Below are 25,148 nucleotides of genomic sequence, written 5' to 3' on the forward strand. Positions count from 1 at the left end.
TGTCAGGCGTACAGCGGGTTGACCTTGTCGGTCTTGATGCCGTACTTCTGGATGGCTTCGGCGACCTTGGCCACCGGCAGCTTGCCGTCCTCGGACAGGGCCTTCAGGGCAGCCACCACGATGTAGTGGCGGTTCACCTCGAAGTGCTCGCGCAGCTTGCTGCGGAAGTCGCTGCGGCCGAAGCCGTCCGTGCCCAGCACCTTGTAGGTGCGCCCGTCCGGGATGAACGGCCGGATCTGCTCGGCGTAGGACTTCATGTAGTCGGTGGACGCGACCACCGGGCCGGTCGAGCCGGACAGCTGCTGCGCCACGAAGCTCTGGCGCGGCGCCTCGGTCGGGTGCAGCAGGCTCCAGCGCTCGGCATCGGCACCGTCGCGGGCCAGTTCGTTGAAGCTCGGGCAGCTCCACACGCTGGCGGCCACGCCCCAGTCCTTCTCCAGCAGTTCCTGGGCGAAGAAGCTCTCGCGCAGGATGGTGCCGCTGCCCAGCAGTTGCACCGTCGGCGCCTGGTCGCCCAGCGACGGGGCCGCCTTGCTGAGGTACATGCCCTTGATGATCTGCTCCTCGGTGCCGGGCTGCAGGCCGGGCATCGCGTAGTTCTCGTTCAGCAGCGTGATGTAGTAGTAGACGTTGTCCTGCTTCTCGACCATGCGCTTGAGGCCATGGTGCAGGATCACGCCGACTTCGTGCGCGAAGGTCGGGTCGTAGCTGACGCAGTTCGGGATGGTGCCGGCCAGGATGTGGCTGTGGCCGTCCTCGTGCTGCAGGCCCTCGCCGTTCAGCGTGGTGCGGCCCGAGGTGCCGCCCAGCAGGAAGCCGCGCGCCTGCATGTCGCCGGCGGCCCAGGCCAGGTCGCCAATGCGCTGGAAGCCGAACATCGAGTAGTACACGTAGAACGGCACCATGATGCGGTTGTTCGTGCTGTAGCTCGTGGCGGCGGCGATCCAGCTGGCCATGCCGCCCGCTTCGTTGATGCCTTCCTGCAGGATCTGGCCGGCCACGTCTTCCTTGTAGTACATGACCTGGTCCTTGTCGACCGGGGTGTACTGCTGGCCATGCGGGTTGTAGATGCCAATCTGGCGGAACAGGCCTTCCATGCCGAAGGTGCGCGCCTCGTCCACCAGGATGGGCACCACGCGCGGGCCCAGGGCCTTGTCGCGCAGCAGCTGCGTTAGGAAGCGCACGTAGGCCTGGGTCGTGGAGATCTCGCGGCCTTCGGCGGTGGGCTCGATCACGGACTTGAAGGTATCCAGCGACGGCACGGTGAAGCTCTCGTCGGCCTTGGTACGGCGGTGCGGCAAGTAGCCGCCCAGGGCCTTGCGGCGCTCGTGCAGGTACTTCATCTCCGGCGTGTCGTCGGCCGGCTTGTAGAACGGCAGCTCGGCGAGCTGGCTGTCGGGCACCGGGATGTTGAAGCGGTCGCGGAAGAACTTGATGTCCTCGTCGCCGAGCTTCTTGGTCTGGTGCACGGTGTTCCTGGCCTCGCCGACCTTGCCCATGCCGAAGCCCTTGACGGTCTTGACGAGCAGCACCGAGGGCTGGCCCTTGTGGTTCTGGGCGGCGTGGAACGCGGCGTAGACCTTCTGCGAATCGTGGCCGCCGCGCTGCAGGTCCCAGATCTCGTCGTCGGTCATGTGCTCGACCATCTTCAGCGTGCGCGGATCGCGACCGAAGAAGTGCTTGCGCACGTAGGCACCGTCGTTGGCCTTCATGGCCTGGTAGTCGCCGTCGTTGCACTCCATCATGATCTTGCGCAGCGCGCCGTCATGGTCCTTGGCCAGCAGCGCGTCCCAGCCCTTGCCCCAGATCAGCTTGATGACGTTCCAGCCCGAGCCGCGGAACTCGCCCTCCAGCTCCTGGATGATCTTGCCGTTGCCGCGCACCGGGCCGTCCAGGCGCTGCAGGTTGCAGTTGATCACGAAGATCAGGTTGTCCAGGTTCTCGCGCGCGGCCAGGCCGATCGCGCCCAGCGATTCGACCTCGTCCATCTCGCCGTCGCCGCAGAACACCCACACCTTGCGATTGGCGGTGTCGGCGATGCCGCGGGCGTGCAGGTACTTCAGGAAGCGCGCCTGGTAGATCGCCATCAGCGGGCCCAGGCCCATGGACACCGTGGGGAACTGCCAGAACTCGGGCATCAGCTTGGGGTGCGGGTAGCTGGACAGGCCCTTGCCGTCGACTTCCTGGCGGAAGTTCAGCAGTTGCTCTTCGGTGAGCCGGCCTTCCAGGTAGGCGCGGGCGTAGATGCCGGGCGCCACGTGGCCCTGGATGTACAGCAGGTCGCCGCCATGGTTTTCGCTCTCGGCATGCCAGAAGTGGTTGAAGCCGGCGCCGAACATGCTGGCCAGCGACGCGAAGGAGCCGATGTGGCCGCCCAGGTCGCCGCCTTCGGGCGGATGGTGGCGGTTGGCCTTGACCACCATGGCCATCGCGTTCCAGCGCATGTAGGCACGCAGGCGCTGCTCGATCTCCAGGTTGCCCGGGCTGCGCGCTTCCTGGCCGGGCTCGATGGTGTTGACGTAGCCGGTATTGGCCGAGAACGGCAGGTCCACGCTGTTCTGGCGCGCATGCTCCAGCAGCTGTTCGAGCAGGTAGTGCGCGCGCTCAGGCCCTTCGCTGGCGATGACGGCGGACAGCGCGTCCATCCACTCGCGGGTTTCCTGGCTGTCGATGTCCTGCGAGTCGTTGGCGGCAGCGCCAGGCAGGTTCTGGGGTTGGGCGGACATGCAGTCTCCTATGGATTTGAACAAAGGTTGGCACGGTGCCATCGACCGGTGCGCCACAAGTGTCGCACAAGCCGATCTGTTTTCAAATAGCAGTTTACAATTTCGCCATATGGGAAGATCATCGACCAACGGCTGCAGCATTCCACACCAAGCTTTTGGCAGCACAACTGCGGCAAACCCTCACATACACTGCCGCTGATGCGCCCCCCCTCCTCTCCCCGACCGGCCAGCGCCGTGTCCGGCAGCACCGACCTGCCGGCGCAGTGGCGGGCCTGGTGGCGGCGCCAGGCGCCGCACCGCCAGGACCGGCTGGCGGCGCTGGCGCCGCTGGTGGCGGTGGTGCTGTTCCTGGCCGCGATCGCGTCCTCGTTCATGTATCTGCGGCTGGAAGAAGCCGACCGCGAGCAGGAGGCCGTCAAGCGCGACGTGGAGTACGCGCTGCAGCAGATCCGGCTGCGCCTGCTGGAACGCCAGGAACAGCTGATGCGCGTGGCGCGCGACGTGGCCAACGAGGAAGTCGACGTCGAGGAGTTCGTCAGCCGCTCGCAGTCGCTGATTTCCCAGTATCCCGAGCTGCAGGCCGTCAGCTGGATCGACGAGCGCCGCCGCATCAAGACCAGCTACGCCGCACCCAGCCTGCAAACCCCGCAGATGCGCCAGGTCGACGACGTACTGCGCCCCGGCGAGACCGAGACCAATTTCAGCCTGGCGCGCGACCTGCATCAGCCGGTCTACGCCCAGCCGCTGGGCAACGGCAGCGACCTGACGCCGCTGCTGCAGCTGCACATCCCGCTGGCGACGCGTGGCCGCTTCGCCGGCGTGGTGCTGGCCGAGTTCGCCCCGGACGCGCTGCTGCGCCACGGCGTGCCGGCCGAGGTGCTGAACAAGTACGCCGTCGCGCTGCTGGCCGCCGACGGCCGCGTGCTGGCCGGCACCGTGATGCCGGCGTCCACCGGCTCGCGGCTGCTGCCCTGGTCGAGCCAGGCCGAGCCCTACGAGGATCCGGTCGCCCCGGTCGGCAACGGACTGATCCTGCGGGCCCAGCCTTACCGCACGTCGCAGGGCGTGGTCGGCTCGGGCCTGTTCTGGCTGGTCGGCGCGCTGTCGGTGCTGACGGCCTGGATGCTGATCGGCAACTGGAGCCACACGCGCCGGCGCCAGCAGGCGCAGCAGGCGCTGGTCGCGGAAACCAACTTCCGCCGCGCGATGGAGAACTCCATGCTGACCGGCATGCGCGCCATGGACCTGCAGGGCCGCATCACCTACGTCAACGCGGCGTTCTGCCAGATGACGGGCTGGAGCGAGAAGGAACTCGTGGGCCGCACCGCGCCGTTCCCCTACTGGCCTCGGGAAGACCTGGAATACCTGATCGCCCGCCTGGAGGACGAACTGAACGGCCGCAGCACGCCGTCGGGCTTCCAGGCGCGCATCAAGCGGCGCGACGGTTCGCTGTTCGATGCGCGGATGTACGTCTCGCCGCTGATCGACGCGGTCGGCAAGCAGACTGGCTGGATGGCCTCGGTCACCGACATCACCGAGCCCAACCGCATCCGCGAGCAGCTGTCGGCCTCCTACGAACGCTTCACCACCGTGCTGGAGGCGCTGGACGCGGCCGTGTCGGTGGCGCCGCTGGGCAGTCAGGAACTGCTGTTCGCCAACAAGCTGTACCGCCAGTGGTTCGGCTCGCAGACGCACGGCCACGAGATGCTGGTCGTGCGCGCCGGCATGCCGGCCTTGCCGCCGGCCGACGAGCACCTGGACGACGTCGACGCCTTCGCCGGCCTGCCGACCGATTCGCTGACCACCGGCGAAGTCGAGAGCGCCGAGATCCACGCCGTCGAACTGGGCAAGTGGCTCGAGGTACGCGCACGCTACCTGAGCTGGGTCGACGGCCGGCTGGTGCAGATGGTCATCGCCACCGACATCACGCCGCGCCGGCTGGCCGAGGAACAGGCCGCGCAGCAGGAAGAGCGCGCCCAGGCCTCCAGCCGCCTGATCACCATGGGCGAGATGGCCTCCAGCGTCGCGCACGAACTGAACCAGCCGCTGGCGGCGATCACCAACTACTGCAACGGCATGGTCTCGCGCCTGAAAGGCAACGGCCTGGCCCACGAGGACCTGCTGTCGGCGCTGGAGAAGACCGCGCGCCAGGCCCAGCGCGCCGGGCAGATCATCCATCGCATCCAGTCCTTCGTGAAGCGCAGCGAACCCCGGCGGGTACCGACGAACACACAGGAGATCGTGCAGGAAGCCGTGGAACTGGCCAGCATCGAACTGCGACGGCGCAACGTGCGCCTGACAACCTACGTGGCCGCGCGCCTGCCGCAGCTGATGGTCGACCCGATCCTGATCGAGCAGGTGCTGATCAACCTGCTGCGCAACGCCGCCGAGGCGATCGACACGGCCGAACGCCCGCCGCAGCGCCGCAACATCGAGCTGCGCGTGCTGCCGCGCCAGGAGGGCGACGAGCCGGGCATCGAGTTCTCCGTCACCGACACCGGCACCGGCCTGTCGCCCGAGGCCATGGAACATCTGTTCGAGGCCTTCTTCTCGACCAAGCCCCACGGCATGGGCATCGGGCTCAATCTGTGCCGTTCCATCGTCGAGTCGCACACCGGAAGGATGCAGGCGCAGAACATCTACAATGGGACGGAGTGCACGGGGTGCCGGTTTTCCTTCTGGATTCCGTTGGCAAAAGCGGCCAACGCCCTGTCAAATCCAGCCAAACCAGCCAAAAGCCCCGGAGTTACCGCATGAGTCTGATCCCCAAGAAAGGCACGGTCTACGTCGTCGACGACGACGAGGCCGTGCGCGATTCGCTGCAGTGGCTGCTGGAAGGAAAGGACTACCGCGTTCGCTGTTTCGAATCCGCCGAAGCCTTTCTGAGCCGGTACGACCCGCGCGAGGTCGCCTGCCTGCTGGTGGACATCCGCATGGGCGGCATGAGCGGCCTGGAGCTGCAGGACAAGCTGCTCGAGCGCAAGTCCCCGCTGCCCATCGTCTTCATCACCGGCCATGGCGACGTGCCGATGGCCGTGGACACGATGAAGAAGGGCGCGATGGACTTCATCCAGAAGCCGTTCAAGGAAGACGAGCTGGTGCAGCTGGTCGAGCGCATGCTGGACCATGCCAAGGACGCCTTCAGCGACCACCAACAGGCCGCCAGCCGCGGCGCGCTGCTGTCCAAGCTGACCTCGCGCGAGTCGCAGGTGCTCGAGCGCATCGTCGCCGGCCGGTTGAACAAGCAGATCGCCGACGACCTGGGCATCAGCATCAAGACCGTGGAGGCGCACCGCGCCAACATCATGGAAAAGCTGAACGCCAACACGGTGGCCGACCTGCTGAAGATCGCGCTCGGCCAGGCGGCCAAGGCATGACGGCCCAGCTGATCGACGGCAACGCGCTGGCGCGGCAAATCCGCGCCGACGTGTCCGGCCGCACCACCGCGCTGAAGGCGCGCGGCATCCAGCCGTGCCTGGCCATCGTCCTGGTCGGCGACGACCCGGCCAGCCAGGTCTACGTGAAGCACAAGGTCAACGACAGCAGCGAGACCGGCCTGGAGGCCCGTCTGGAGCGCTACGGCGCCGACCTGCCCGAGGCCGAGCTGCTGGCCCGCATCCACGCGCTGAACGCCGACCCGGCCGTGCACGGCATCCTGGTGCAGTTGCCGCTGCCCCGGCACATGGACAGCCAGAAGGTCATCGAGGCGATCTCCCCAGCCAAGGACGTGGACGGCTTCCACGTCGCCAGCGCCGGCGCGCTGATGGTGGGCCGGCCCGGCTTCTGGCCCTGCACGCCGCACGGCTGCCTGCGCATGCTCGACGCCATCGGCTACGAGCTGCGCGGCAAGCATGCGGTGGTCATCGGCCGCAGCAACATCGTCGGAAAGCCGATGGCCATGATGCTGCTGGCGCGCAACGCCACGGTCACGGTCTGCCACAGCGCCACGCAGGATCTGGCCGCCTTCACGCGCCAGGCCGACGTGATCGTCGCCGCCGTCGGCAAGCAGGACATCGTCACGGCCGACATGGTCAAGCCCGGCGCCGTCGTCATCGACGTCGGCATGAACCGCAATGCCGAAGGCCGGCTCTGCGGCGACGTGGACTTCGACGGCGTGCGCGAGGTCGCCGGCTGGATCACGCCCGTGCCCGGCGGCGTCGGCCCGATGACGCGCGCCATGCTGCTGGTCAACACGCTGCAGGCGGCCGAGCACGCCGCGGCCTGAGCGGCCCCGGCCGCCGCGCCGGGGGCTTGCATTGCGCTGCGCTGCCGCAAAATGCGGCCCATGCAGCCCAACCCCCTTCTCTCGTTTTCCGACCTCCCGCTGTTCGACCAGATCCGCCCCGAGCACGTGGCGCCCGCCGTGGACCAGTTGCTCGCCGAGGCCGACGCCGCGCTCGAACAGGTGACCGCCCCGGACTTCCCGGCCGACTGGACCGCCATGGCCCGCGTGCTGGACGTGGCCACCGAGCGGCTGGGGCGGGCCTGGGGTGCCGTCAGCCACCTGAACGCCGTGGCCGACACGCCGGAGCTGCGCGCGGCCTACAACGCGGCGCTGCCGCGCGTGACCGAGTTCTGGACCCGCCTGGGCGCCGACGAGCGCTTGTACGCCAAGTACAAGGCGATCGATCCGGTACCGCTGACGCCAGCCCAGCGCCAGGCCCTGCGCAACGCCATCCGCAACTTCGTGCTCGGCGGCGCCGAGCTGACCGGCGCGGCCAGGGAGCGCTTCGCCGCGATCCAGGAACGCCAGGCCGAGCTGTCGCAGAAGTTCAGCGAGAACGCGCTGGACGCCACCGACGCCTGGGCCTACTACGCCAGCGCCGACGAGCTCGACGGCGTGCCCGAGGACGTGCGGCAGGCCGCCCGCGCCGCCGCCCAGGCCGAGGGCAAGGACGGCTGCAAGCTCACGCTGAAGCTGCCCTGCTACCTGCCGGTCATGCAGTTCGCCCGCAGCAGTGCGCTGCGCGAACGGCTGTACCGCGCCTACGTCACGCGCGCCTCCGAGCAGGCCGAGGGCGACGGCAAGCGCTTCGACAACACCGCGCTGATCCGCGAGATCCTGGCGCTGCGCCAGGAGGAGGCCGAACTGCTGGGCTACCGGAACTTCGGGGAAGTCTCCGTGGTGCCCAAGATGGCCGAATCGCCGGACCAGGTCATCGCCTTCCTGCGCGACCTGGCCAGGCGCGCCAAGCCGTATGCCGAGCGGGACGTGGCCGACCTGCGCGCCTTCGCGCTGCAGCAGCTGGGCATCGCCGACCCGCAGCCCTGGGACTGGAGCTACATCGGCGAGCAGCTCAAGGAGCACCGCTACGCGTTCAGCGAGCAGGAGGTCAAACAGTACTTCACGGCGCCCAAGGTGCTGGCCGGGCTGTTCAAGATCGTCGAAACGCTGTTCGAGGTGTCGATCCGGCGCGACGAGGCGCCGGTCTGGCATCCCACGGTCGAGTTCTACCGCATCGAGCGCGCGGCGCCCCAGGCCGGCGGCGCGCCGCAGCTGGTCGGCCAGTTCTACCTGGACCCCTCGGCCCGCAACGGCAAGCGCGGCGGCGCCTGGATGGACGACGTGCGCGCCCGCTGGCGCCGGCCCGACGACGGCCGCCTGCAGACGCCGGTGGCCCAGCTGGTCTGCAACTTCGCCGCCGGCGTGGACGGCAAGCCGCCGCTGCTGACGCACGACGACGTGACCACGCTGTTCCACGAGTTCGGCCACGGCCTGCACCACATGCTGACCCAGGTGGACGAGCGCGACGTCTCCGGCATCAGCGGCGTGGAATGGGACGCCGTGGAACTGCCCAGCCAGTTCATGGAGAACTTCTGCTGGGAATGGGACGTGCTGCGCCACATGACGGCCCACGTGGACACCGGCGAGCCGCTGCCGCGCGCGCTGTACGACCGGATGCTGGCCGCCAAGAACTACCAGAGCGGCATGCAGACGCTGCGCCAGATCGAGTTCGCGCTGTTCGACATGCTGCTGCACACCGGCCAGGCGGCCGACGGCGACTTCATGGCGCTGCTGGCGTGCGTGCGCGAGGAGGTCGCGGTGCTGCCGACGCCCACGTTCAGCCGCACGCCGCACACCTTCGGCCACATCTTCTCGGGCGGCTACGCGGCCGGCTACTACAGCTACAAGTGGGCCGAGGTGCTGAGCGCCGACGCCTACGCGGCCTTCGAGGAGACCGCCGGGCCGGACGGCCGGCCCAGCATCGAGACCGGCCGCCGCTACCGCCAGGCCATCCTGGAGGCCGGCGGCAGCCGGCCGGCGATGGAGTCGTTCAAGGCCTTCCGCGGGCGCGAACCCACGCTGGACGCGCTGCTGCGGCACCAGGGCATGGCGTGATGCGCGCAGCGGCGTCGGCACGCCTCCTGCCGGGCGGCCTGGCCGTGCTGCTGCTGGCCGCCGGCGCCGCCTCGGGCCAGGTCGTCATCTACCGCCAGGTCGGCACCGATGGCCGCGTGACCTTCTCCGACCGGCCGCTGGGCGAGCACAGCACGCCGGTGAACACTTCGGCCAGCCCCGGGGCGGCAGACGCGCCCACCCTGCCCCTGGCGCTGCGGCAGCTCGCCGAACGCTATCCCGTGACGCTCTACGCCGGCCCCGATTGCGGGCCCTGCGATGCGGCGCGGCAGCTGCTGACGGCGCGCGGCGTGCCGTTCAGCGAACGCACGGTGCAGACCGGCGAGGATGTCGAGGCCCTGCAGCGGCTCGCCGGCGAAGCCAGCCTGCCGGTCGCCACGATCGGCGCCCAGCGGCTGCGCGGCTTCTCCGCGCCGGAATGGACGCAGTACCTGGACGCGGCCGGCTACCCCGCGACATCGCAGCTGCCGGCCGGCTACCGTCCGCCGGCGCCGCAGCCGCTGGTGGCGCTGCAGCCGGTGCCGGCCCTGCCACGCCCCGCAGCGCCGTCCGCCGGCGCGACCGGGTCGGCGCCGGCGGACGGCAGCATCCAGTTCTAGAACTGCAGCGTCTTCACGCCCTCGGGCGTGCCGAGCAGGCAGACCTGGGCGCGCTGGTGCGCGAACACACCCACCGTCACCACGCCCGGCCACTGGCTGACCCGGGTCTCGAAATCCAGCGGATCGGTGATCGACAGCCCGGCCACGTCCAGGATGTGCTGGCCGTTGTCGGTCACCAGCGGGCCGCTGCCATCCCTGGCCTGGCGCAGCGTCGCCCGCCCCCCCAGGGTGGCGAAGCGGCGCACCAACTGCCGGGCGGCCATCGGCACCACCTCCACCGGGACCGGAAAGCGCCCCAGCACCGGCACCTGCTTGGAGGCATCGGCGATGCAGACGAAGCGGCGCGACTGGGCCGCGACGATCTTCTCGCGCGTCAGCGCCGCACCACCGCCCTTGACCATGCAGCCACTGCCGTCGATCTCGTCGGCCCCGTCCACGTAGACGGCCAGTTCGCCGACCTCGTTGGCGTCGAACACCGGGATGCCCAGCGCCTTCAGCCGCGCGGTGCTGGCCTCCGAGCTGGACACCGCACCGGGGATGCGGTCGCGCAGTTCGGCCAGCGCGTCGATGAAGCAGTTGACGGTGGAGCCGGTGCCCACGCCCAGGATCTCGCCGGGCACCACGTAGGCCAGTGCGGCACGGCCGACCAGGGCCTTGAGTTGGTCTTGCGTCAGGCGATCAGGGGAAGTCATCTGGGAGAATCCGGCGGTTTGCTGTAACGGCCGAGAATTATCCGATGCCCCTGCTGCCGCCCCGGCTGTCCTACGCCCTGGCCCGGCCCTTCCTGTTCGGCCTGGATGCCGAAACCGCCCACGACGCCACGATGGCCGCCCTGGCCCGCGCCCACGGCACGCCGCTGGCCTGGGCCTGGTGCGACAGCCGAGTGGACGACCCGGTCACGGTCGCCGGCCTGCGCTTTCCAAACCGCATCGGCCTGGCCGCCGGACTGGACAAGAACGCCCGCTGCATCGACGCGCTCGGCAGCCTGGGCTTCGGCTTCGTCGAGGTCGGCACCGTCACGCCGCTGGGCCAGCCGGGCAACCCCAAGCCGCGCATGTTCCGGCTGCCGCGCGCGCAGGCACTGATCAACCGGCTGGGATTCAACAACGAGGGGCTGGCCGCCTTCCTGGCCAACGTGCAGCGCGCGCGCTTTCGCCAGCAGCCGGGCCAGCCCATGCTGCTGGGCCTGAACATCGGCAAGAACGCGGCCACACCGACCGAGCGCGCGACCGAGGACTACCTGGCCTGCCTGGCCGGCGTCTACCCGCACGCCGACTACGTGACCATCAACATCTCCAGCCCGAACACCAAGAACCTGCGCGCGCTGCAGGGCGACGCCGCGCTGGACGCGCTGCTCGGCGCGCTGGCCGGGCGCCGCGCCGAACTGGCACGCGAGCACGCCACGCCGGACGCCGGCGGCAACGCGCGGCTGCGCCGCGTGCCGCTGTTCGTGAAGATCGCACCCGACCTGGACGAAGGCCAGGTCGCCGTGATCGCCGCGACCCTCAAGCGCCACGCCGCCGCCGACGCCGCGGCCGACCGCCTGGGCTGGGGCCTGATCGCCACCAACACCACGCTGGCGCGCGACCGCGTACAGGGCCTGCCGCACGCCGAGGAGGCCGGCGGCCTGTCCGGCGCGCCGCTGCTGGCCGCCAGCAACCGCGTGATCCGCCAGCTGCGCGACGCGCTGGGGCCGGACTTCCCGATCATCGGCGTCGGCGGCGTGCTCAGCGCGCGCGATGCGCTGACCAAGGTCGAGGCCGGTGCCGACCTGGTACAGATCTACACCGGCCTGATCTACCGCGGCCCGGCGCTGGTGCGGGAAGCTGCGCTGGCGCTGCGCGACCGCCGCGCCGGATGACCGAGCCGGCGGACGGCCTGCCGCCGCCGGCCCGCTACCGGGCCATGGCGGTGATCCTGCTGGGCATCGCGGTCTCGGTGCTCGACGCCACGCTCGTCAACCTGGCCCTGCCCGGCATCGCGCGCGAACTGCAGCGCCCGGCCGCGGACGCGGTCTGGATCGTCAACGCCTACCAGCTCGGCGTGCTGACGCTGCTGCTGCCCTGCGCCAAGCTGGGCGACCTGCTGGGCTACCGGCGCGTCTACCTGTGGGGCCTGGCCGTCATGCTGCTGGGCACGCTGGGCTGCCTGCTGGCGCGCGACATGGCGCCGCTGGTCGCCGCGCGCGCGGTACAGGGCATGGGCGCGGCCGGCGTCATGGGCGTGAACGCGGCGCTGGTGCGGCTGACCTATCCGCGCGCGCTGCTGGGGCGCGGCATCGCGCTGAACTCGATGACGGTGGCCGTCGCCTCGGTGGCGGGCCCCAGCCTGGCGGCGGCCGTGCTGTCGGTCGCCAGCTGGCCCTGGCTGTTCGCGCTGCAGCTGCCGATCCTCGCGGGACTGCTGCTGTTCGGTGCGCCGGCGCTGCCGGGCAATGCGCATGCGCCGGCCGGCAACGGCCTGTCGCCCCTCGACGTGGTGCTGAACGCCGCGATGTTCGGCCTGGTGTTCCTGGGTGCGGACCGGCTCGGCACCCGTGCCGGCACGCCCGGCAGCGCGCTGCAGGCCGGGCTGCTGCTGGCGGCCGGCCTGGCCATCGGCGTGTTCTACGTGCGGCGCCAGCTCGGCCAGGCCATGCCGCTGTTCCCGGTGGACCTGCTGCGCATCCGCGTGTTCGCGCTGTCGATGTGCAGCTCGGTCACCGCGTTCGCGTCGCAGATGCTGTCGCAGATCGCGCTGCCCTTCCTGCTGCTGGAGAACTACGGCCGCTCGCACGTGGGCACGGGCCTGCTGTTCACGGCCTGGCCGCTCGGCAGCATCGTCGCCGCGCCGATCGCGGGCCGGCTGATCGGCCGCGTGCCGGCCGGCCTGCTGGGCTGCGCCGGCATGTGGACCATGGCCGCCGGCCTGGCGCTGCTGGCCCTGCTACCCGGCCAGCCGTCCGACCCCGACATCGCCTGGCGCATGGCGCTGTGCGGCATCGGCTTCGCGCTGTTCCAGTCGCCGAACAACTACCTGATCGTGACCTCGGCCCCACCGCAGCGCGCCGGCGGCGCCAGCGGCATGCTGGGCACGGCGCGGCTGACCGGCCAGAGCATCGGCGCCGTGCTGCTGGCCGTGCTGTTCAGCCTGGCGGGATCGCGGGGTGGCCACGGCGCCGCGCCGCCGCTGGCGCTCGGCCTGGCCGCAGGGCTGGCCGCCGCATCGGGCTGCTTCAGCCTGCTGCGCACGCGCAGCACGCGCGCCTGACCACCGGGGGTCCGGGCCGCGTAGTGGCGCGAGTGAGTCGTGAGGCTGCCCCTGGAACCCGGCGTGCACAGTCCGCTCGTCAGGCGACAGATGTGTGCTGCGCCACCAACCAGCGTTGCTCGAACTGCATGGGGCTGAGGTTACCCAGCGCCGGATATCGCCACCAGTGGTTGTAGAAGACGGCTTTTTGGGGAGGACGCCAGCACGCGGCATGCGAGCGGCGCAGCCGCCAAGAGGGTGAGGTGGTGACGGCTTGGCCGCTGGATCGCGCCTGCATCGTGGCTGAAGTTTTCTCCCAACAGGGAGAGAGACCCCTTCCGGGCAGCCAGCGCCAAAGAACGTCGGGGTTCTGCACCCGGCCGGCACGAGCAGCGGACAAGACCCCGACAGAGGACGGCGAGCCGATCCTCGGCGGCATTGCGGCCGGTCCAGATGCGGGCAGCATCGTTGTCCAGAACGCCAGCGCTGCCGCCCCTGTCGGGCCGCCGGGCAGCACGAGTGCCCTGCAGCGCGCGCATCGCCATGCGGTTGACGGTCAGGGGGAAGACGACCACAACCACTTCCACGACGACCACGCCATTGGCACCCGAGACTGATCGCGGCAGATACCGGCCTGCCCCGGTTTACGCCCTTCGGGTCCCACCCCGCGCGTCTTTCCTCACACCAATGCACTCACGCCACTTGCTGGGACACGAACCATTCAACGGATACGCATCGCCACCTTCACCGGCACGCGCGCCACGGGTTGCCCCACTGGAGCGGCCAAAGAAAAACGGGTTAGCCCCTTGTGAGGACTAACCCGTTGATTTTTATGGCGCGGCTGGCAGGAATCGAACCCACGACCCCTTGGTTCGTAGCCAAGTACTCTATCCAGCTGAGCTACAGCCGCGAAGCCTTGCATTATAGGGTAGTTTTTCGAAAGTGCACAAATTTTTTTATGCGCCCGCTGCCGCACCCGGCGATGGGGCCCGTCGGCACCGTTCTCGCACGACCGCCGTCGCGGCACGAAAAGCCCCGACAATCCCCGGCCAGATCCTCCGTCCCCATCCATGAATCCCACGACCGAACCCACTTTCGACGTCGCCCTGTTCGGCGAAGCCATGATGCTGCTGGTGGCCGACCGGCCCGGTCCGCTGGAAGACGCGACCGCTTTCCTCAAGCGCACCGCCGGCGCCGAGACCAACGTGGCCATCGGCCTGGCGCGGATGGGCTTCACGGTGGGCTGGGCCAGCCGGCTGGGCAGCGACAGCATGGCCCGCTACCTGCTGGCCAGCATGCGCGCCGAAGGCATCGACTGCTCGCACGTCGTCTGCGACCCGGCGCAGCGCACCGGCTTCCAGTTCAAGGGCCGCGTGACGGACGGCAGCGACCCGCCGGTCGAATACCACCGCAAGGGCTCGGCCGCGAGCCTGATGACGCCCGCGGACATCGACGAGCCCTGGCTGCGCAGCGCGCGCCACCTGCACGCCACCGGCGTGTTCGCGGCCGTCTCGGCCAGCACGCTGGCCACCAGCATCCGCACCATGGAGATCGCGCGCGCCGCCGGCCGCACCATCTCGTTCGACACCAACCTGCGGCCCACGCTGTGGGAAAGCCGCGCCGCCATGGTCGCGGCCATCAACGGCCTGGCCGCGCGCGCGGACTGGGTGCTGCCCGGCATCGAGGAAGGCGAGATCCTGACCGGCGAGACCGCGCCCGAGCCCGTGGCCGCGTTCTACCGCGCGCAGGGCGCGAAGCTGGTGGTCGTGAAGCTCGGCGCGGACGGCGCCTACTACGACAGCGACGTGGCCGGCACCGGCCGCGTGCCGGGCTTCCCGGTCGCGCAGGTGGTGGACACCGTGGGCGCCGGCGACGGCTTCGCCGCCGGCGTGGTCAGCGCGCTGCTGGAAGGCAAGAGCGTGCCCGAGGCGGTGCGCCGCGGCGCGTGGATCGGCGCGCGCGCGGTGCAGGTGCTGGGCGATACCGAAGGCCTGCCGACGCGGGCACAACTCCAGGAGGCAGGACTATGAGCATCGACCGCAAGAACATTCTGGTATTCGGCCCGCTGCCGCCGGACCAGCTGGCGCGCCTGCAGGCCGCGCACGCCGTGACCGTGGCCTTCCCCAAGACCGACGCCGCCGCGTTCGAGGCCGCGCTGCCCTCGGCGCACGCGCTGATCGGCGCCAGCCATCCCGTCGACGCCGCGCTGCTGGACCGCGCGCCGAACCTGCGCGTGATCTCCAGCGTCTCCGTCGGCGTGGACAACTACGCACTGCCCGAGCTGCAGCGGCGCGGCATCGTGCTGTGCCACACGCCCGGCGTGCTGGACGAGACCGTGGCCGACACCGTGTTCGCGCTGCTGATGGCGACCAGCCGCCGCGTGGTCGAGCTGGCGAACCTGATCCGCGACGGCCGCTGGACCCGCAGCGTCGGCGAGGACCTGTTCGGCTGGGACGTGCACCACAAGACCCTCGGCCTGCTGGGCTTCGGCCGCATCGGCCAGGCCATCGCGCGCCGCGCCGCGCTGGGCTTCGGCATGCCGGTGCTCTACCACGCGCGCCGGCCCGTGGACCTGGCCGCGCAGGCGCCCGAGCTCGCCGGCAAGGCCGTCCACACGCCGCTGCCCGCGCTGCTGGCGCAGTCCGACTTCGTGGTCGCGATGCTGCCGGCCTCGCCCTCCACGCGCGGCATGCTGAACGCCGAGGTCTTCGCGCAGATGAAGCCCGGCAGCTTCTTCGTCAACGGCGGCCGCGGCGCCACCGTGGACGAGGCCGCCCTGCTGCACGCGCTGGACCACGGCCCGCTGCGCGGCGCGGGGCTGGACGTGTTCGCCACCGAGCCGCTGCCGCAGGACTCGCCGCTGCGCACGCACCCGCGCGTGACGCCACTGCCGCACATCGGCTCGGCCACGGCCGAGACGCGCCACGCCATGGCCGCGCTGGCCGTCACCAACCTGCTGCAGGCCCTGGCCGGCGAGCGGCCGGCGGCCGTCTACGACACCAGCGCCGGCTGAACGCGCCGTGCGCGCCGCGCGCCCGACCATCACCGACGTGGCGGCCGCGGCCGGCGTGTCCAAGGCCACGGTCTCGCGCTTCTTCAACCACCGCGAGCGGCTGCTGAGCCCGGACATCGCGGCCCGGGTCGAGGCCGCGATCGCGCAGCTCGGCTACGCGCCCAGCCCGATGGCCCGCGCGCTGAGCCGCGGCCGCTCGCGGCTCATCGGCCTGGTGGTGGCCGACATCGCCAACCCGTATTCCGTGGCCGTGCTGCGCGGCGCCGAGCAGGTGCTGCGCGAGGCCGGCTACCTGGTCATGCTGGCCAACCTGGGCAACGAACCCGGCCGCGAGCGCGACGCCATCGAGGCGCTGGACGACTACCAGGTCGACGGCTTCATCCTGAACACGATGGGCCCCGGCGCCGGCATGCCCGACGCCGCCATGGCCGCGCAGGGCAAGCCCGTGGTGCTGGTGGACCGCCGGCACGCCGGCATGGCCGCGGACTTCGTCTCGCTGGACAACGCCGGCGCGATGGCCGAGGTCTGCGCGCACCTGCTGGACGGCGGCTGGCACGAGCTGCTGTACGTGACCGAGCCGGTGGCCGGCGTCAGCACCCGGCGCGAGCGCACGGCCGCGTTCGGCGACTGCGTGCGCGCCCCGGCGGCTGGCACGGTGTTCGAAAGCCATGCCGGCGACGACGACGCGCTGCGCCGCGCGCTGCAGGCGCTGCACGCGCGCGCCGCCGTGCACCGCCGCCGCGCCGCCGTGGTCGCCGGCAACGCGGTCGTCACGCTGCGCGTGGCGCACGCCATGCGCCAGCTCGGCTGGCAGTTCGGCCGGGAACTGGGCTTCGTCGGCTTCGACGACCCGGACTGGGCCGCGCTGATCGGCCCGGGCCTGTCGTGCATCGCCCAGCCCACCGACGCGATCGGCCAGGGCGCCGCGCGCTGCCTGATCGACCGGCTGCAGGGCCATGCCGGACCGGCGCGCGAGCTGCTGTTGCCGGGGCGGCTGGCGGTGCGGGGGTCGTCGGCGGCATAGTCCGCCGCCGAGCCTTCAAGCGCCGCGGGCGCCCTCTCCGCGCGCCGCCGCCAGCGCCGCCTGCAGCGCCGCGATCAGACGCTCGGCCACCAGCTTCACGATCGCGCCGGGCGGCCGCGCCGCGTCCACCACCACGCTGATGCCCTGCGGCTCGGCGCCGCGGTCGCGGATCGGCACGAACACCAGCCGGCCGTCCGCCAGCTCCGGCGCCACGTCCAGCTCGGACGTGAACATCAGGTGCCGGCCGCCCAGCGCCAGCTGCTTGGCCAGCTGCAGCGAATTGGTCTCCACGCAGCGGCTCGCCTCCTTGAACAGCCAGCTGTACTGCGCCTCCAGGTGGCGCCGGATCGTCAGCGCCTTGCTCTGCAGCGCGACCGGATGGGCCGTGGCCTCCTGGAAACTGACGCTCTGGCGCTGCGCCAGCGCGTGGCCCGGCGCCACCACGCAGCCCAGCGGCAGCTCGGCCTTCCACAGCACCAGCAGCTCGCGCCGCGGCGCCAGGTTGAAGATCGCCGCCAGGTCGGCCTTGCCGGCCATCAGCACCACTTCGGCGTCGTCGGGCGTGGCCAGCTCGATCGACAGGCTGACCAGCGGATGCTGCGCGCCCAGTTCCCCGACCAGCGCCGGCAGGACGCTGGTGGCGTGGCTGTCCATCGCCACCAGCGCCACGTGGCCCTGGTGCACGCCCTCGATGCGGCGGATCTCGCCGACCAGGCGGCGCTCGTCCTGCCGCCAGCGGCGCGCCAGCGTGATCAGCGCCTCGCCCGAGGCGGTGAGCCGCATGCCGCGCGGCAGCCGCTCGAACAGCGGCACGCCGAGCGCGTCCTCCAGCTGCAGGATCTGGCGGTTGATCGCCGACGCGGCCACGTGCAGCTCGCGCGCCGCCTTCTGGATCGAGCCGGAGCGGGCCACCTGGTCGGCATAGCGCAGGCCGGCGGGAACGAGCGAATGGCGCATGGAAGCCCTCTGTCAATGGAAGCGCCGATCGTACTGATCTTGCGCATGGAACGTAGCCAAATCGGTGATGGACGGCAATGAAAGGCATGCCTACGATGCGCCTCCATGACGACACCTGCGACCCTGGACGAACTCAACACCTGCACGCCCGCGGCCTTCAGCGCCGCGCTGGCCGACATCTGGGAGCACGCGCCCTGGGTGGCCGAGCGCGCGGCGGCGCGGCGCCCCTTCGCCGACGTGGACGCGCTGCACCGCGCGATGGTCGAGGCGGTGGCCGCGCTGGACGAGCCGGCGCGCGTGGCGTTCTACGCCGGCCACCCGGAACTGGCCGGCGCCGACGCCCGCCGCGGCGCGATGACCGATGCCTCCATCGCCGAGCAGGGCTCGCTCGCGCTGGCCAGCCTCGACGCCGCGGAGGCGCAGCGCTGGGACGCGCTGAACCGCGCCTACCGCGCGCGCTTCGGCTTCCCGTTCATCCTGTGCATCCGCCGCCATACGCGGGAGTCCGCGCTGCGCGCCTTCGAGCAGCGCCTGCAGAACGACCGGGCCACGGAACTGGCCGCCGCGCTGGACGAGATCGCCGCCATCACCCGGCTGCGACTGGCGCAGCGCGTGGCCGCCGCCCCCACCCATTCCTGAAACCGACGAACCGCCACCACCATGCACACCCGACGACAACTCTCCCTGCTGGCCTGCGCACTGGGCCTGCTGGCCGCCGCCGCACCGGCCGGCGCCCAGGGGCCGTACCCCGACCACCCGGTCAAGCTGATCGTGGCGCTGCCGGCCGGCGGCGGCGTGGACATGATCGCGCGCCTGGTCGGCCAGAAGCTGGCCGCCATCACCGGCCAGCCCTTCGTCGTGGACAACCGGGCCGGCGCCTCCGGCCGCATCGGCCTGCCGCTGGTGGCCAAGGCCGCGCCGGACGGCTACACACTGATGGCCTCGCCGGCCTCGTTCCTGACCACCAACAAGAGCATCTTCAAGGAACTGCCCTACGACCCGCAGGCCGACTTCGCGCCGATCACCAAGCTGGCCGACCAGGCCATCGTGCTGGTCGTCAAGGACAAGGAGAAATTCCCCAGCGCCGGCGCCGTGCTGGCCGCCGCCAGGGCCCGGCCGGAGGGCCTGACCTACGCCTCCTCCGGCGACGGCAGCCCGCAGCACCTGGCCGCGCTGATGTTCGAGACGCGCACGAAAGTGCGCATGACGCACATCCCCTACAAGGGCGGCGCGCTGGCCATCAACGACATGCTGGGCGGCAACGTGGACCTGCTGTTCGCGCCGCTGCCCGAGGCGCTGCCGCACATCAAGTCCGGCAAGCTGGCGGCGCTGGCGCTGATGAGCGGGAAGCGCTCGGCGCTGATCGCCGACGTGCCCACGATGCGCGAGGCCGGCATCGACAACATGGTGTTCCAGACCTGGATCGGCCTGCTGGCGCCTGGGCGCACGCCGCGGCCCGTCATCGACCAGCTCAACCGCCAGGTGCACGCCATCCTGCAGGGCGCGGACGTGCGGAGCCAGCTGCACGAGGCCGGCATGGACGTGGCGCCGACCACGCCCGAGCAGTTCGGCCAGACCATCGCGCAGGAGATCGCGCTGCACGCCGAACTGGTCAAGGCCGCGGGACTGGTGCCCCAATGAGCGGCGCCGTGCAGCACCGCCAGCCGGCGCCCGGCGCGCGGCGCCGCCTGCTGCTGGGCGCCGGCGCGCTGGCCGCCCCGTGGCTGGCCGGCTGCGCCGGCGGCACGCGCGCCGCGCCGCCGGCGCGCGTGGCGGCCCTGTTCGCCGGCAACGTGCGGGACGGCGGTTTCATGGAGGCCGGCCGCCTGGGCCTGGAGCGCGCGGCCGCGGAACTGGGCGTGCAGACGCGCTACCTCGACGCGGTGCCGCCGGTGAAAGCCGAGCTGGCCCGGGCGCTGGAGACGCTGGCGCAGGCCCAGCCGGACCTGGTGATCGCGCACGGCGGGCAGAACAACGAAGCCTGCGCCGAGGTCGCCGCGCGCCATCCGCGGCTGCGCTTCGCCGTCACCCAGGGCGCGGTGCGCGGCGCCAACCTGGCCAGCTACGACGTGCTGCAGGAGGAATCGGCCTACCTGGCCGGCGTGCTGGCCGCCAGCATCAGCCGCACGCGCGTGGTCGGCCACATGTCGGGCATCCGCGTCGCCCCCGGCCTCAAGGGCCGCGCTGCCTACGCCGCCGGCGTGCGCGACACCGACCCCGGCGTGCGGCTGCTGACCAACTTCTCCGGCAACCAGGACGACGAGGCGCTGTCGCGCCGCGTGGCGCTGGCGCAGTTCGACGCCGGTGCCGACGTCGTGTTCACCATGCTCAACGCCGGCCGCGGCGGCGTGACCGAGGCCTGCCGGCTGCGCGGGCGGCGGCAGATCGGCAACGTGGTCGACTGGACCGCGCGCGACCCGGCGGTGTTCGCCGGCTCGGCCATGGCCGACGTCGGCTCGGGCCTGTTCGACGCGGTGCGCGACCTGCTGGCGGGCCGCTTTCCCGCCGGCGAGATCCGCACGCTGGGCCTGGCCCAGGGCGGCGCCGTGCGCCTGGCCATGGCGCCGGACGTGCCCGCCGCCGCGCGCGCCCGCGTGGAGCAGGCCGCCGCGGCCATCGTCGCGGGCCGGCTGCACGTGCCGACCACCTACGCCGGGCCGGAGTTCGCCACGCCGGCCTGAACGGCGCCGCTGCGCCACGCCGGCAGCACCTGCGGCGCGACGGGCGCCACGCTGAGCACCTGCGCCAGGCAGGCGCGCAGCCAGGCGTGCGCCGGGTCGGCCGCATGGCGCCGGTGCCAGCGCATGCACACCGGCTGCGGCGCCAGCGCCAGCGGGACCTCGAACGGCTGCAGGCCCAGGGGCTGCGCCATGCCGCGCACCATGCGTTCGTTGACGCAGGCCACCAGGTCCGACTGCGCGGCCGCCAGCAGCGCCGCGTAGGCGTTGGGCACGGCCAGCTCCACCGTGCGCTGCAGCCCGCGCTCGGCGAGCGCCAGGCCCACCGCCGAGCGCTCGCCCGGCCGCAGCAGCACGTCCACGTGCCGCGCCGCCGCCCAGCGCCGCAGCGTCAGCCGCCCGGCCAGCAACGGATGGCCGCTGCGCGCGGCGCCCAGCAGCGACTGCTGCGACAGCACCTGCGCCTCGGTCTCGCCGTCGGCCGCCAGGCCGGTGCCGACGTCCACGTCGATGCGCGCCTCGCGCAGCGCGGCGGCGTCGTGGTAGGTCGCCGGCAGCAGCTGCAGCCGCGCCCGCGGCATGCGCGCCTGCAGCGCGCGCAGCAGCGCGCTGGCGAACACCACGGCGTAGCCGTCGGGCGCGCGCAGCACGAAGCAGCGCTCGCGCGTATGCCACTGCTGCGCGTCGGCGCCGGCGCGCAGAGCCCGGGCCTCCTCCAGCAGGCGGCGCACCGGCTCGGCCAGCGCCCGCGCGCGGGCCGTGGGCACCATGGCGCGGCCGGCCCGCACCAGGATCGGATCGCCGAACACCTCGCGGATGCGGGCCAGCGCATGGCTCATGGCCGGCGTGCTCAGGTGCACGCGCTCGGCGGCGGCCGTCACGCTGCCGGTGGCCAGCAGCGCGTCCAGCGCGGCCAGCAGGTTCAGGTCGTAGTCTTTCATGTGGTGCAATCCTGCGTTCCAGCGATTGCACTGTACAGAACGCAGGGCGGGCCGCAGACTCGCCCGCTTTCCCCCTTGCGCCACCCGCCCATGCCTCATCCCTCGCCCCGCCCCGCGTTCGCCATGCTGATGCTGCTGCTGGTCCTCGCCGCGCTGGACCAGACCATCCTCTCGACCGCCGCGCCGATCATGGCGCGCGAGCTGCCGGGCCACTGGCCGATCGCCTGGGTCTTCTCGGCCTACCTGCTGGCGGCCACCGTCGTCATCACGCTCTACGGCCGGCTGGCCGACGTGCACGGGCGCAAGCCCATGCTGCTGCTGGCCACGGGCCTGTTCGCGCTCGGCTCGCTGGCCTGCGGCGCCAGCACCGACCTGCGCCAGATCGTGCTGGGGCGCGCGCTGCAGGGCGCGGGCGGCGGCGGGCTGATGACGCTGAGCATGCTGGCCGTGCGGGACCTGTACCAGCCCGCGCTGCAGGGCGCGCGCAAGGCGCAGCTGGGCGCGGCCTACGGCCTGGCCACGATGTTCGGCCCGCTGGCCGGCGGCTGGCTGGTGCAGGGGCTGTCCTGGCACTGGGCGTTCTGGATCAACGTGCCGCTGGCCGCCCTGGCCTGGGCCGTGCTCGCGCGCACGCTGCCGGCCGCGCCGGATGCGGCGCCGGCGGACGAACGCGCCATCGACTACCCGGGCGCGGCCCTGCTGGCGCTGGCGCTGTCCGCCCTGCTGCTGGCCACCCAGCATGCCCGCCTGGGCCTGCCGGCCTGGCTCCCGGCCGGCCTGCTGGTCGTGCTGGGGCTGAAGCTGGCGCTGGGCTTCCTGTGGCGGCAGCGGCGCGCGCGCCAGCCGCTGCTGCCGCTGTCGCTGTTCGCGCGGCCGGCCTACGCGGCGGCCAGCGCGATCGCGCTGGCCTGCGGCATGGCGCTGTACGCCGCCGTGGCCTTCGTGCCGCAGTACCTGCAGGCCGGCCTGCACCTGACGCCGAGCCAGTCGGCCTGGCACCTGGCGCCGCTGATGGCCGGACTCACGGCGGCGGCCATCGCCTGCGGGCGGCTGCTGCGCGCGCAGTGGCCGGTGGGCCGGCTCGCGCAGCTGGCCGGCGCGGCCATGCTGCTGTCCTTCGGCCTGCTGACCGCGGCCGTGCACTGGTGGCCGCAGGCGCCGCTGGCGCTGTCGGCCGCGCTGGCGCCGTTGGGCGTGGGGCTGGGGCTGGCCTTCCCGGTCGTGACCGTGGTGTCGCAGCGCACCGCGCCGCCCCGGCACCTGGGCGTGGCGACGGCGGTACCGGTGATGCTGCGCAGCCTGGGCGGCGCCTTCGGCGTGGCGCTGCTGGCGATGCTGCTGGCCGGCGACATCGCCGCGCAGCTGCAGGCCCAGCCGCGGCCCGCGCCGGGCCTGGCAGCCGGCGCCGAGGCCTGGCGCGCCGCGTTCGCGCACGGCCTGCAGCAGGTGTTCTGCGGCGGCATGGCGGCCGCGCTGCTGGCCATCGGCGCCAGCCGGTGGCTGCCGGCACGCCGGCCGGCCACGGCCCCATGACCGCTCCCGCGCGGGCTACCGGTCCCGCGCGGGCCATTGGTCCCGCGCGGGCTGCGGGCCCGGCGCGCCGTCAACCCGGGGCGTCACCATTCCGCCACGCTGCCGTCCGCGTGCCGCCACTGCGGGTTGTGCCAGTCCGGCGGGTGGCGGCTGGCGTGCAGCACGCGCTCCTCGTCGATCTCCACGCCCAGGCCGGGCCTGTCCCAGGCGGCGATGTGGCCGTCCCGGATCGCGAAGTCCTGCTTGTTGACCACGTAGTCCAGCAGCTCGGCGCCCTGGTTGTAGTGGATGCCCATGCTCTGCTCCTGCAGCACGGCGTTCCAGGCCACGAAGTCGATCTGCAGGCAGGCCGCCAGCGCGATCGGCCCGAGCGGGCAGTGCGGCGCCAGCGCCACGTCGTGCGCCTCGGCCATCGCGGCGATGCGGTGGCATTCGGTGATGCCGCCGGCGTGCGACAGGTCCGGCTGCAGGATGGCGATGCCGCCGCGCTGCAGCACCTGCTTGAACTCGAAGCGCGAGTACATGCGCTCGCCGGCCGCCAGCGGGATGGCCGTGGCCGCGGCCAGCGCCGGGTAGTGCTCGGCCTGCTCGGGCAGCACCGGCTCCTCGACGAACAGCGGGCGCAGCGGCGCCAGCGCCTGCAGCAGCGGGCGCGCCATCGGCAGCGCCACGCGGCCGTGGAAATCCAGGCCGAAGTCCACGTCCGTGCCGAAGGCGTCGCGCACCTGCGCCGGCACGGCGACGGCGCGGTCGATCGCGCGCACCGAATCGAGCATGCGCAGCGCCTCGCAGCCGTTGAGCTTGAAGGTGTCGAAGCCGCCCTCGCGCAGCCGGTGGATCTGCTCCACCACCTGGGCTGGCCGGTCGCCGCCGACCCAGCTGTAGACCTTGATGCGGTCGCGCACGCGCCCGCCCAGCAGTTGGTGCACCGGCGCGCCCAGCGACTTGCCGAGGATGTCCCACAGCGCCTGGTCGATGCCGGCGATCGCGCTCATCAGCACCGGTCCGCCGCGGTAGAAGTGCGTGCGCAGCATGGCCTGCCAGTGGTCGTTGATGCGGCGCGGGTCCTGCCCGACCAGGGTGGCGCAGAGCTCGTGCACCGCCGTCTCCACGGTGCGCGCGCGGCCCTCGACCACCGGCTCGCCCCAGCCGGCGATGCCTTCGTCGGTCTCGATCTTCAGGAACAGCCAGCGCGGCGCGACGTGGTAGGTGTGGAAGGCGCGGATCTTCATGGCGCCACCTTCGCCAGCCTGGGCGCCGGCCGGCGGTGCACCGTCGCGCCGCGCACGGCCATCGGCACGCGGGCGCCGGCCGCCCGCCGCTCGGCCAGCTGCTCGCGCAGGTCTTCCTCGGCGCTGGTGACCAGCACCACGGTGGCGGCCTGCGCGCCGGCAGGATCGCCGCGCTCGATCGCGGCGCACACTGCCTCGTGCAGCGGCAGCGACAGCGCCGGCCCGCCGGGCTTCTTCACGACGATCGCGAAGCTGGCCTCCAGCATCGCCGCCATGGCCTCCTGCATCTGGCGCAGGTACTGGTTGCCGCAGGCGGCCAGGATGGCGGTGTGGAAGGCCAGGTCGGCCTCCACGTAGTCGCCCTTGCCGGCCACGGCGCGCGCCATGGCCATGTAGGCCGCGCGCAACGCACGCCGCTCGGCCGGGCTGGCGCGCCCGGCCGCCAGGCCGGCCGCGGCCGGCTCGACGATGCGGCGCAACTCCATCAGGTCGCGCGCCATGCTGGTGTCGAAGTCGGCCGAGGCCGCGCGCCAGGCGATCACGGCCGGATCGAACAGGTTCCAGTGCACCGTGTCGCGCACCAGCGTGCCGACGCGGCGGCTGACCTCCAGCATGCCCTTGGCCATCAGCGACTTGATGGCCTCGCGAATCACGATGCGCGAGAAGCCGAAGCGCTCGCCCAGTTCGGGCTCGGACGGCAGCAGCGCGCCCGGCGGGTACCGGCCGGCGCAGATGTCGCGGCCGAGTTGGTCGACGACCTGCTCGTGGAAGGTGGTGGCGCGGGTGGGCGTTGGCTTGCTCATGGATGACACCAGCATGGCACGTATGACGTACCACGGACCGGCCGATCCTGCGCCAG

General features: G+C 72.1%; 20 protein-coding genes and 1 tRNA gene. 14 read left to right on the forward strand and 7 right to left on the reverse strand.

The genetic code is table 11. The annotated features are described in order from the left end of the window. Positions 1-2 precede the first annotated feature (2 nt). On the reverse strand, positions 3-2,726 hold the full coding sequence (gene aceE, locus QM782_RS03215) for a pyruvate dehydrogenase (acetyl-transferring), homodimeric type (RefSeq protein ID WP_415201486.1): 2,724 nt from the start codon (positions 2,724-2,726) through the stop codon (positions 3-5). A 198-nt stretch (positions 2,727-2,924) separates the two neighbouring features. Here aceE and QM782_RS03220 point away from each other — a divergent pair, with 198 nt between their 5' ends. The 5 genes from QM782_RS03220 to QM782_RS03240 are packed head-to-tail and all read left to right on the forward strand — an operon-like array spanning position 2,925 to position 9,683. Then, complete coding sequence (locus QM782_RS03220) at positions 2,925-5,483, forward strand: PAS domain S-box protein (protein WP_415201487.1); 2,559 nt, start codon at positions 2,925-2,927, stop codon at positions 5,481-5,483. Further along, the gene (locus tag QM782_RS03225) at positions 5,480-6,103 is read left to right on the forward strand and encodes a response regulator transcription factor (RefSeq protein WP_415201488.1); all 624 of its coding nucleotides are present in this window, start codon (positions 5,480-5,482) and stop codon (positions 6,101-6,103) included. The genes QM782_RS03220 and QM782_RS03225 overlap by 4 nt, the downstream gene beginning before the upstream one ends. Then, positions 6,100-6,951, forward strand: coding sequence for a bifunctional methylenetetrahydrofolate dehydrogenase/methenyltetrahydrofolate cyclohydrolase FolD (gene folD / locus QM782_RS03230; protein WP_415201489.1), 852 nt, complete (start codon positions 6,100-6,102; stop codon positions 6,949-6,951). The genes QM782_RS03225 and folD overlap by 4 nt, the downstream gene beginning before the upstream one ends. Positions 6,952-7,011: 60 nt before the next feature. Further along, positions 7,012-9,066, forward strand: coding sequence for a M3 family metallopeptidase (locus QM782_RS03235; RefSeq protein WP_415201490.1), 2,055 nt, complete (start codon positions 7,012-7,014; stop codon positions 9,064-9,066). After that, positions 9,066-9,683, forward strand: a complete 618-nt coding sequence (locus QM782_RS03240) for a glutaredoxin family protein (RefSeq protein ID WP_415201491.1) — start codon at positions 9,066-9,068, stop codon at positions 9,681-9,683. Before QM782_RS03235 ends, QM782_RS03240 begins: the two co-directional genes overlap by 1 nt. Here the strand turns inward: QM782_RS03240 and rpiA are convergent. Next, on the reverse strand, positions 9,680-10,375 hold the full coding sequence (gene rpiA, locus QM782_RS03245; RefSeq protein ID WP_415201492.1) for a ribose-5-phosphate isomerase RpiA: 696 nt from the start codon (positions 10,373-10,375) through the stop codon (positions 9,680-9,682). The two genes, QM782_RS03240 and rpiA, sit on opposite strands and share 4 nt — an antisense overlap. 44 nt (positions 10,376-10,419) lie before the next feature. Between rpiA and QM782_RS03250 the strand changes: the two genes are divergently transcribed. After that, on the forward strand, positions 10,420-11,544 hold the full coding sequence (locus QM782_RS03250; RefSeq protein ID WP_415201493.1) for a quinone-dependent dihydroorotate dehydrogenase: 1,125 nt from the start codon (positions 10,420-10,422) through the stop codon (positions 11,542-11,544). Beyond that, positions 11,541-12,932, forward strand: coding sequence for an MFS transporter (locus tag QM782_RS03255; RefSeq protein WP_415201494.1), 1,392 nt, complete (start codon positions 11,541-11,543; stop codon positions 12,930-12,932). The genes QM782_RS03250 and QM782_RS03255 overlap by 4 nt, the downstream gene beginning before the upstream one ends. An 812-nt stretch (positions 12,933-13,744) precedes the next feature. Here the strand turns inward: QM782_RS03255 and QM782_RS03260 are convergent. Beyond that, positions 13,745-13,821: transfer RNA gene (locus QM782_RS03260), tRNA-Arg, on the reverse strand. 160 nt (positions 13,822-13,981) lie between these two features. Here QM782_RS03260 and QM782_RS03265 point away from each other — a divergent pair. Genes QM782_RS03265 through QM782_RS03275 form a run of 3 tightly spaced genes read left to right on the forward strand, consistent with a single transcriptional unit; the run spans position 13,982 to position 16,948 of the window. Continuing rightward, complete coding sequence (locus QM782_RS03265) at positions 13,982-14,941, forward strand: sugar kinase (protein ID WP_415201495.1); 960 nt, start codon at positions 13,982-13,984, stop codon at positions 14,939-14,941. Beyond that, on the forward strand, positions 14,938-15,924 hold the full coding sequence (locus QM782_RS03270; protein WP_415201496.1) for a 2-hydroxyacid dehydrogenase: 987 nt from the start codon (positions 14,938-14,940) through the stop codon (positions 15,922-15,924). Before QM782_RS03265 ends, QM782_RS03270 begins: the two co-directional genes overlap by 4 nt. 7 nt (positions 15,925-15,931) lie before the next feature. After that, positions 15,932-16,948 carry a LacI family DNA-binding transcriptional regulator gene (locus QM782_RS03275; protein ID WP_415201497.1) on the forward strand — a complete coding sequence of 339 codons (1,017 nt, stop codon included), beginning with the start codon at positions 15,932-15,934 and terminating at the stop codon, positions 16,946-16,948. A gap of 15 nt (positions 16,949-16,963) precedes the next feature. Here the strand turns inward: QM782_RS03275 and QM782_RS03280 are convergent, their stop codons facing one another. Continuing rightward, positions 16,964-17,905 carry a LysR family transcriptional regulator gene (locus QM782_RS03280; protein ID WP_415201498.1) on the reverse strand — a complete coding sequence of 314 codons (942 nt, stop codon included), beginning with the start codon at positions 17,903-17,905 and terminating at the stop codon, positions 16,964-16,966. A 105-nt stretch (positions 17,906-18,010) separates the two neighbouring features. Between QM782_RS03280 and uraD the strand changes: the two genes are divergently transcribed. Genes uraD through QM782_RS03295 form a run of 3 tightly spaced genes read left to right on the forward strand, consistent with a single transcriptional unit; the run spans position 18,011 to position 20,586 of the window. Next, a complete protein-coding gene (gene uraD / locus QM782_RS03285) occupies positions 18,011-18,544 on the forward strand; it encodes a 2-oxo-4-hydroxy-4-carboxy-5-ureidoimidazoline decarboxylase (protein WP_415201499.1) in 534 nt (177 codons plus the stop codon). A gap of 21 nt (positions 18,545-18,565) precedes the next feature. After that, positions 18,566-19,546, forward strand: coding sequence for a Bug family tripartite tricarboxylate transporter substrate binding protein (locus tag QM782_RS03290; RefSeq protein ID WP_415201500.1), 981 nt, complete (start codon positions 18,566-18,568; stop codon positions 19,544-19,546). Beyond that, a complete protein-coding gene (locus QM782_RS03295; RefSeq protein WP_415201501.1) occupies positions 19,543-20,586 on the forward strand; it encodes a BMP family protein in 1,044 nt (347 codons plus the stop codon). Before QM782_RS03290 ends, QM782_RS03295 begins: the two co-directional genes overlap by 4 nt. Here the strand turns inward: QM782_RS03295 and QM782_RS03300 are convergent. Continuing rightward, on the reverse strand, positions 20,553-21,524 hold the full coding sequence (locus QM782_RS03300) for a LysR family transcriptional regulator (RefSeq protein WP_415201502.1): 972 nt from the start codon (positions 21,522-21,524) through the stop codon (positions 20,553-20,555). The genes QM782_RS03295 and QM782_RS03300 overlap by 34 nt on opposite strands. A 90-nt stretch (positions 21,525-21,614) precedes the next feature. Here QM782_RS03300 and QM782_RS03305 point away from each other — a divergent pair, with 90 nt between their 5' ends. Next, positions 21,615-23,057, forward strand: a complete 1,443-nt coding sequence (locus QM782_RS03305) for an MFS transporter (protein ID WP_415201503.1) — start codon at positions 21,615-21,617, stop codon at positions 23,055-23,057. An 83-nt stretch (positions 23,058-23,140) separates the two neighbouring features. Here the strand turns inward: QM782_RS03305 and dgoD are convergent, their stop codons facing one another. Then, positions 23,141-24,289, reverse strand: a complete 1,149-nt coding sequence (gene dgoD / locus QM782_RS03310) for a galactonate dehydratase (protein ID WP_415201504.1) — start codon at positions 24,287-24,289, stop codon at positions 23,141-23,143. After that, on the reverse strand, positions 24,286-25,092 hold the full coding sequence (locus QM782_RS03315) for a FadR/GntR family transcriptional regulator (RefSeq protein WP_415201505.1): 807 nt from the start codon (positions 25,090-25,092) through the stop codon (positions 24,286-24,288). The genes dgoD and QM782_RS03315 overlap by 4 nt, the downstream gene beginning before the upstream one ends. Positions 25,093-25,148: the final 56 nt, after the last annotated feature.

This window comes from Pseudorhodoferax sp. (assembly GCF_047601025.1).
Taxonomy (GTDB): Bacteria; Pseudomonadota; Gammaproteobacteria; order Burkholderiales; family Burkholderiaceae_C; genus Pseudorhodoferax.

Coding starts and splice junctions, on each gene's coding strand:
- aceE (WP_415201486.1), bottom strand. CDS start 2,726: ATGTCCGCCCAACCCCAGAACCTGCCTGGCGCTGCCGCCAACGACTCG.
- QM782_RS03220 (WP_415201487.1), top strand. CDS start 2,925: ATGCGCCCCCCCTCCTCTCCCCGACCGGCCAGCGCCGTGTCCGGCAGC.
- QM782_RS03225 (WP_415201488.1), top strand. CDS start 5,480: ATGAGTCTGATCCCCAAGAAAGGCACGGTCTACGTCGTCGACGACGAC.
- folD (WP_415201489.1), top strand. CDS start 6,100: ATGACGGCCCAGCTGATCGACGGCAACGCGCTGGCGCGGCAAATCCGC.
- QM782_RS03235 (WP_415201490.1), top strand. CDS start 7,012: ATGCAGCCCAACCCCCTTCTCTCGTTTTCCGACCTCCCGCTGTTCGAC.
- QM782_RS03240 (WP_415201491.1), top strand. CDS start 9,066: ATGCGCGCAGCGGCGTCGGCACGCCTCCTGCCGGGCGGCCTGGCCGTG.
- rpiA (WP_415201492.1), bottom strand. CDS start 10,375: ATGACTTCCCCTGATCGCCTGACGCAAGACCAACTCAAGGCCCTGGTC.
- QM782_RS03250 (WP_415201493.1), top strand. CDS start 10,420: ATGCCCCTGCTGCCGCCCCGGCTGTCCTACGCCCTGGCCCGGCCCTTC.
- QM782_RS03255 (WP_415201494.1), top strand. CDS start 11,541: ATGACCGAGCCGGCGGACGGCCTGCCGCCGCCGGCCCGCTACCGGGCC.
- QM782_RS03265 (WP_415201495.1), top strand. CDS start 13,982: ATGAATCCCACGACCGAACCCACTTTCGACGTCGCCCTGTTCGGCGAA.
- QM782_RS03270 (WP_415201496.1), top strand. CDS start 14,938: ATGAGCATCGACCGCAAGAACATTCTGGTATTCGGCCCGCTGCCGCCG.
- QM782_RS03280 (WP_415201498.1), bottom strand. CDS start 17,905: ATGCGCCATTCGCTCGTTCCCGCCGGCCTGCGCTATGCCGACCAGGTG.
- uraD (WP_415201499.1), top strand. CDS start 18,011: ATGACGACACCTGCGACCCTGGACGAACTCAACACCTGCACGCCCGCG.
- QM782_RS03290 (WP_415201500.1), top strand. CDS start 18,566: ATGCACACCCGACGACAACTCTCCCTGCTGGCCTGCGCACTGGGCCTG.
- QM782_RS03295 (WP_415201501.1), top strand. CDS start 19,543: ATGAGCGGCGCCGTGCAGCACCGCCAGCCGGCGCCCGGCGCGCGGCGC.
- QM782_RS03300 (WP_415201502.1), bottom strand. CDS start 21,524: ATGAAAGACTACGACCTGAACCTGCTGGCCGCGCTGGACGCGCTGCTG.
- QM782_RS03305 (WP_415201503.1), top strand. CDS start 21,615: ATGCCTCATCCCTCGCCCCGCCCCGCGTTCGCCATGCTGATGCTGCTG.
- dgoD (WP_415201504.1), bottom strand. CDS start 24,289: ATGAAGATCCGCGCCTTCCACACCTACCACGTCGCGCCGCGCTGGCTG.
- QM782_RS03315 (WP_415201505.1), bottom strand. CDS start 25,092: ATGAGCAAGCCAACGCCCACCCGCGCCACCACCTTCCACGAGCAGGTC.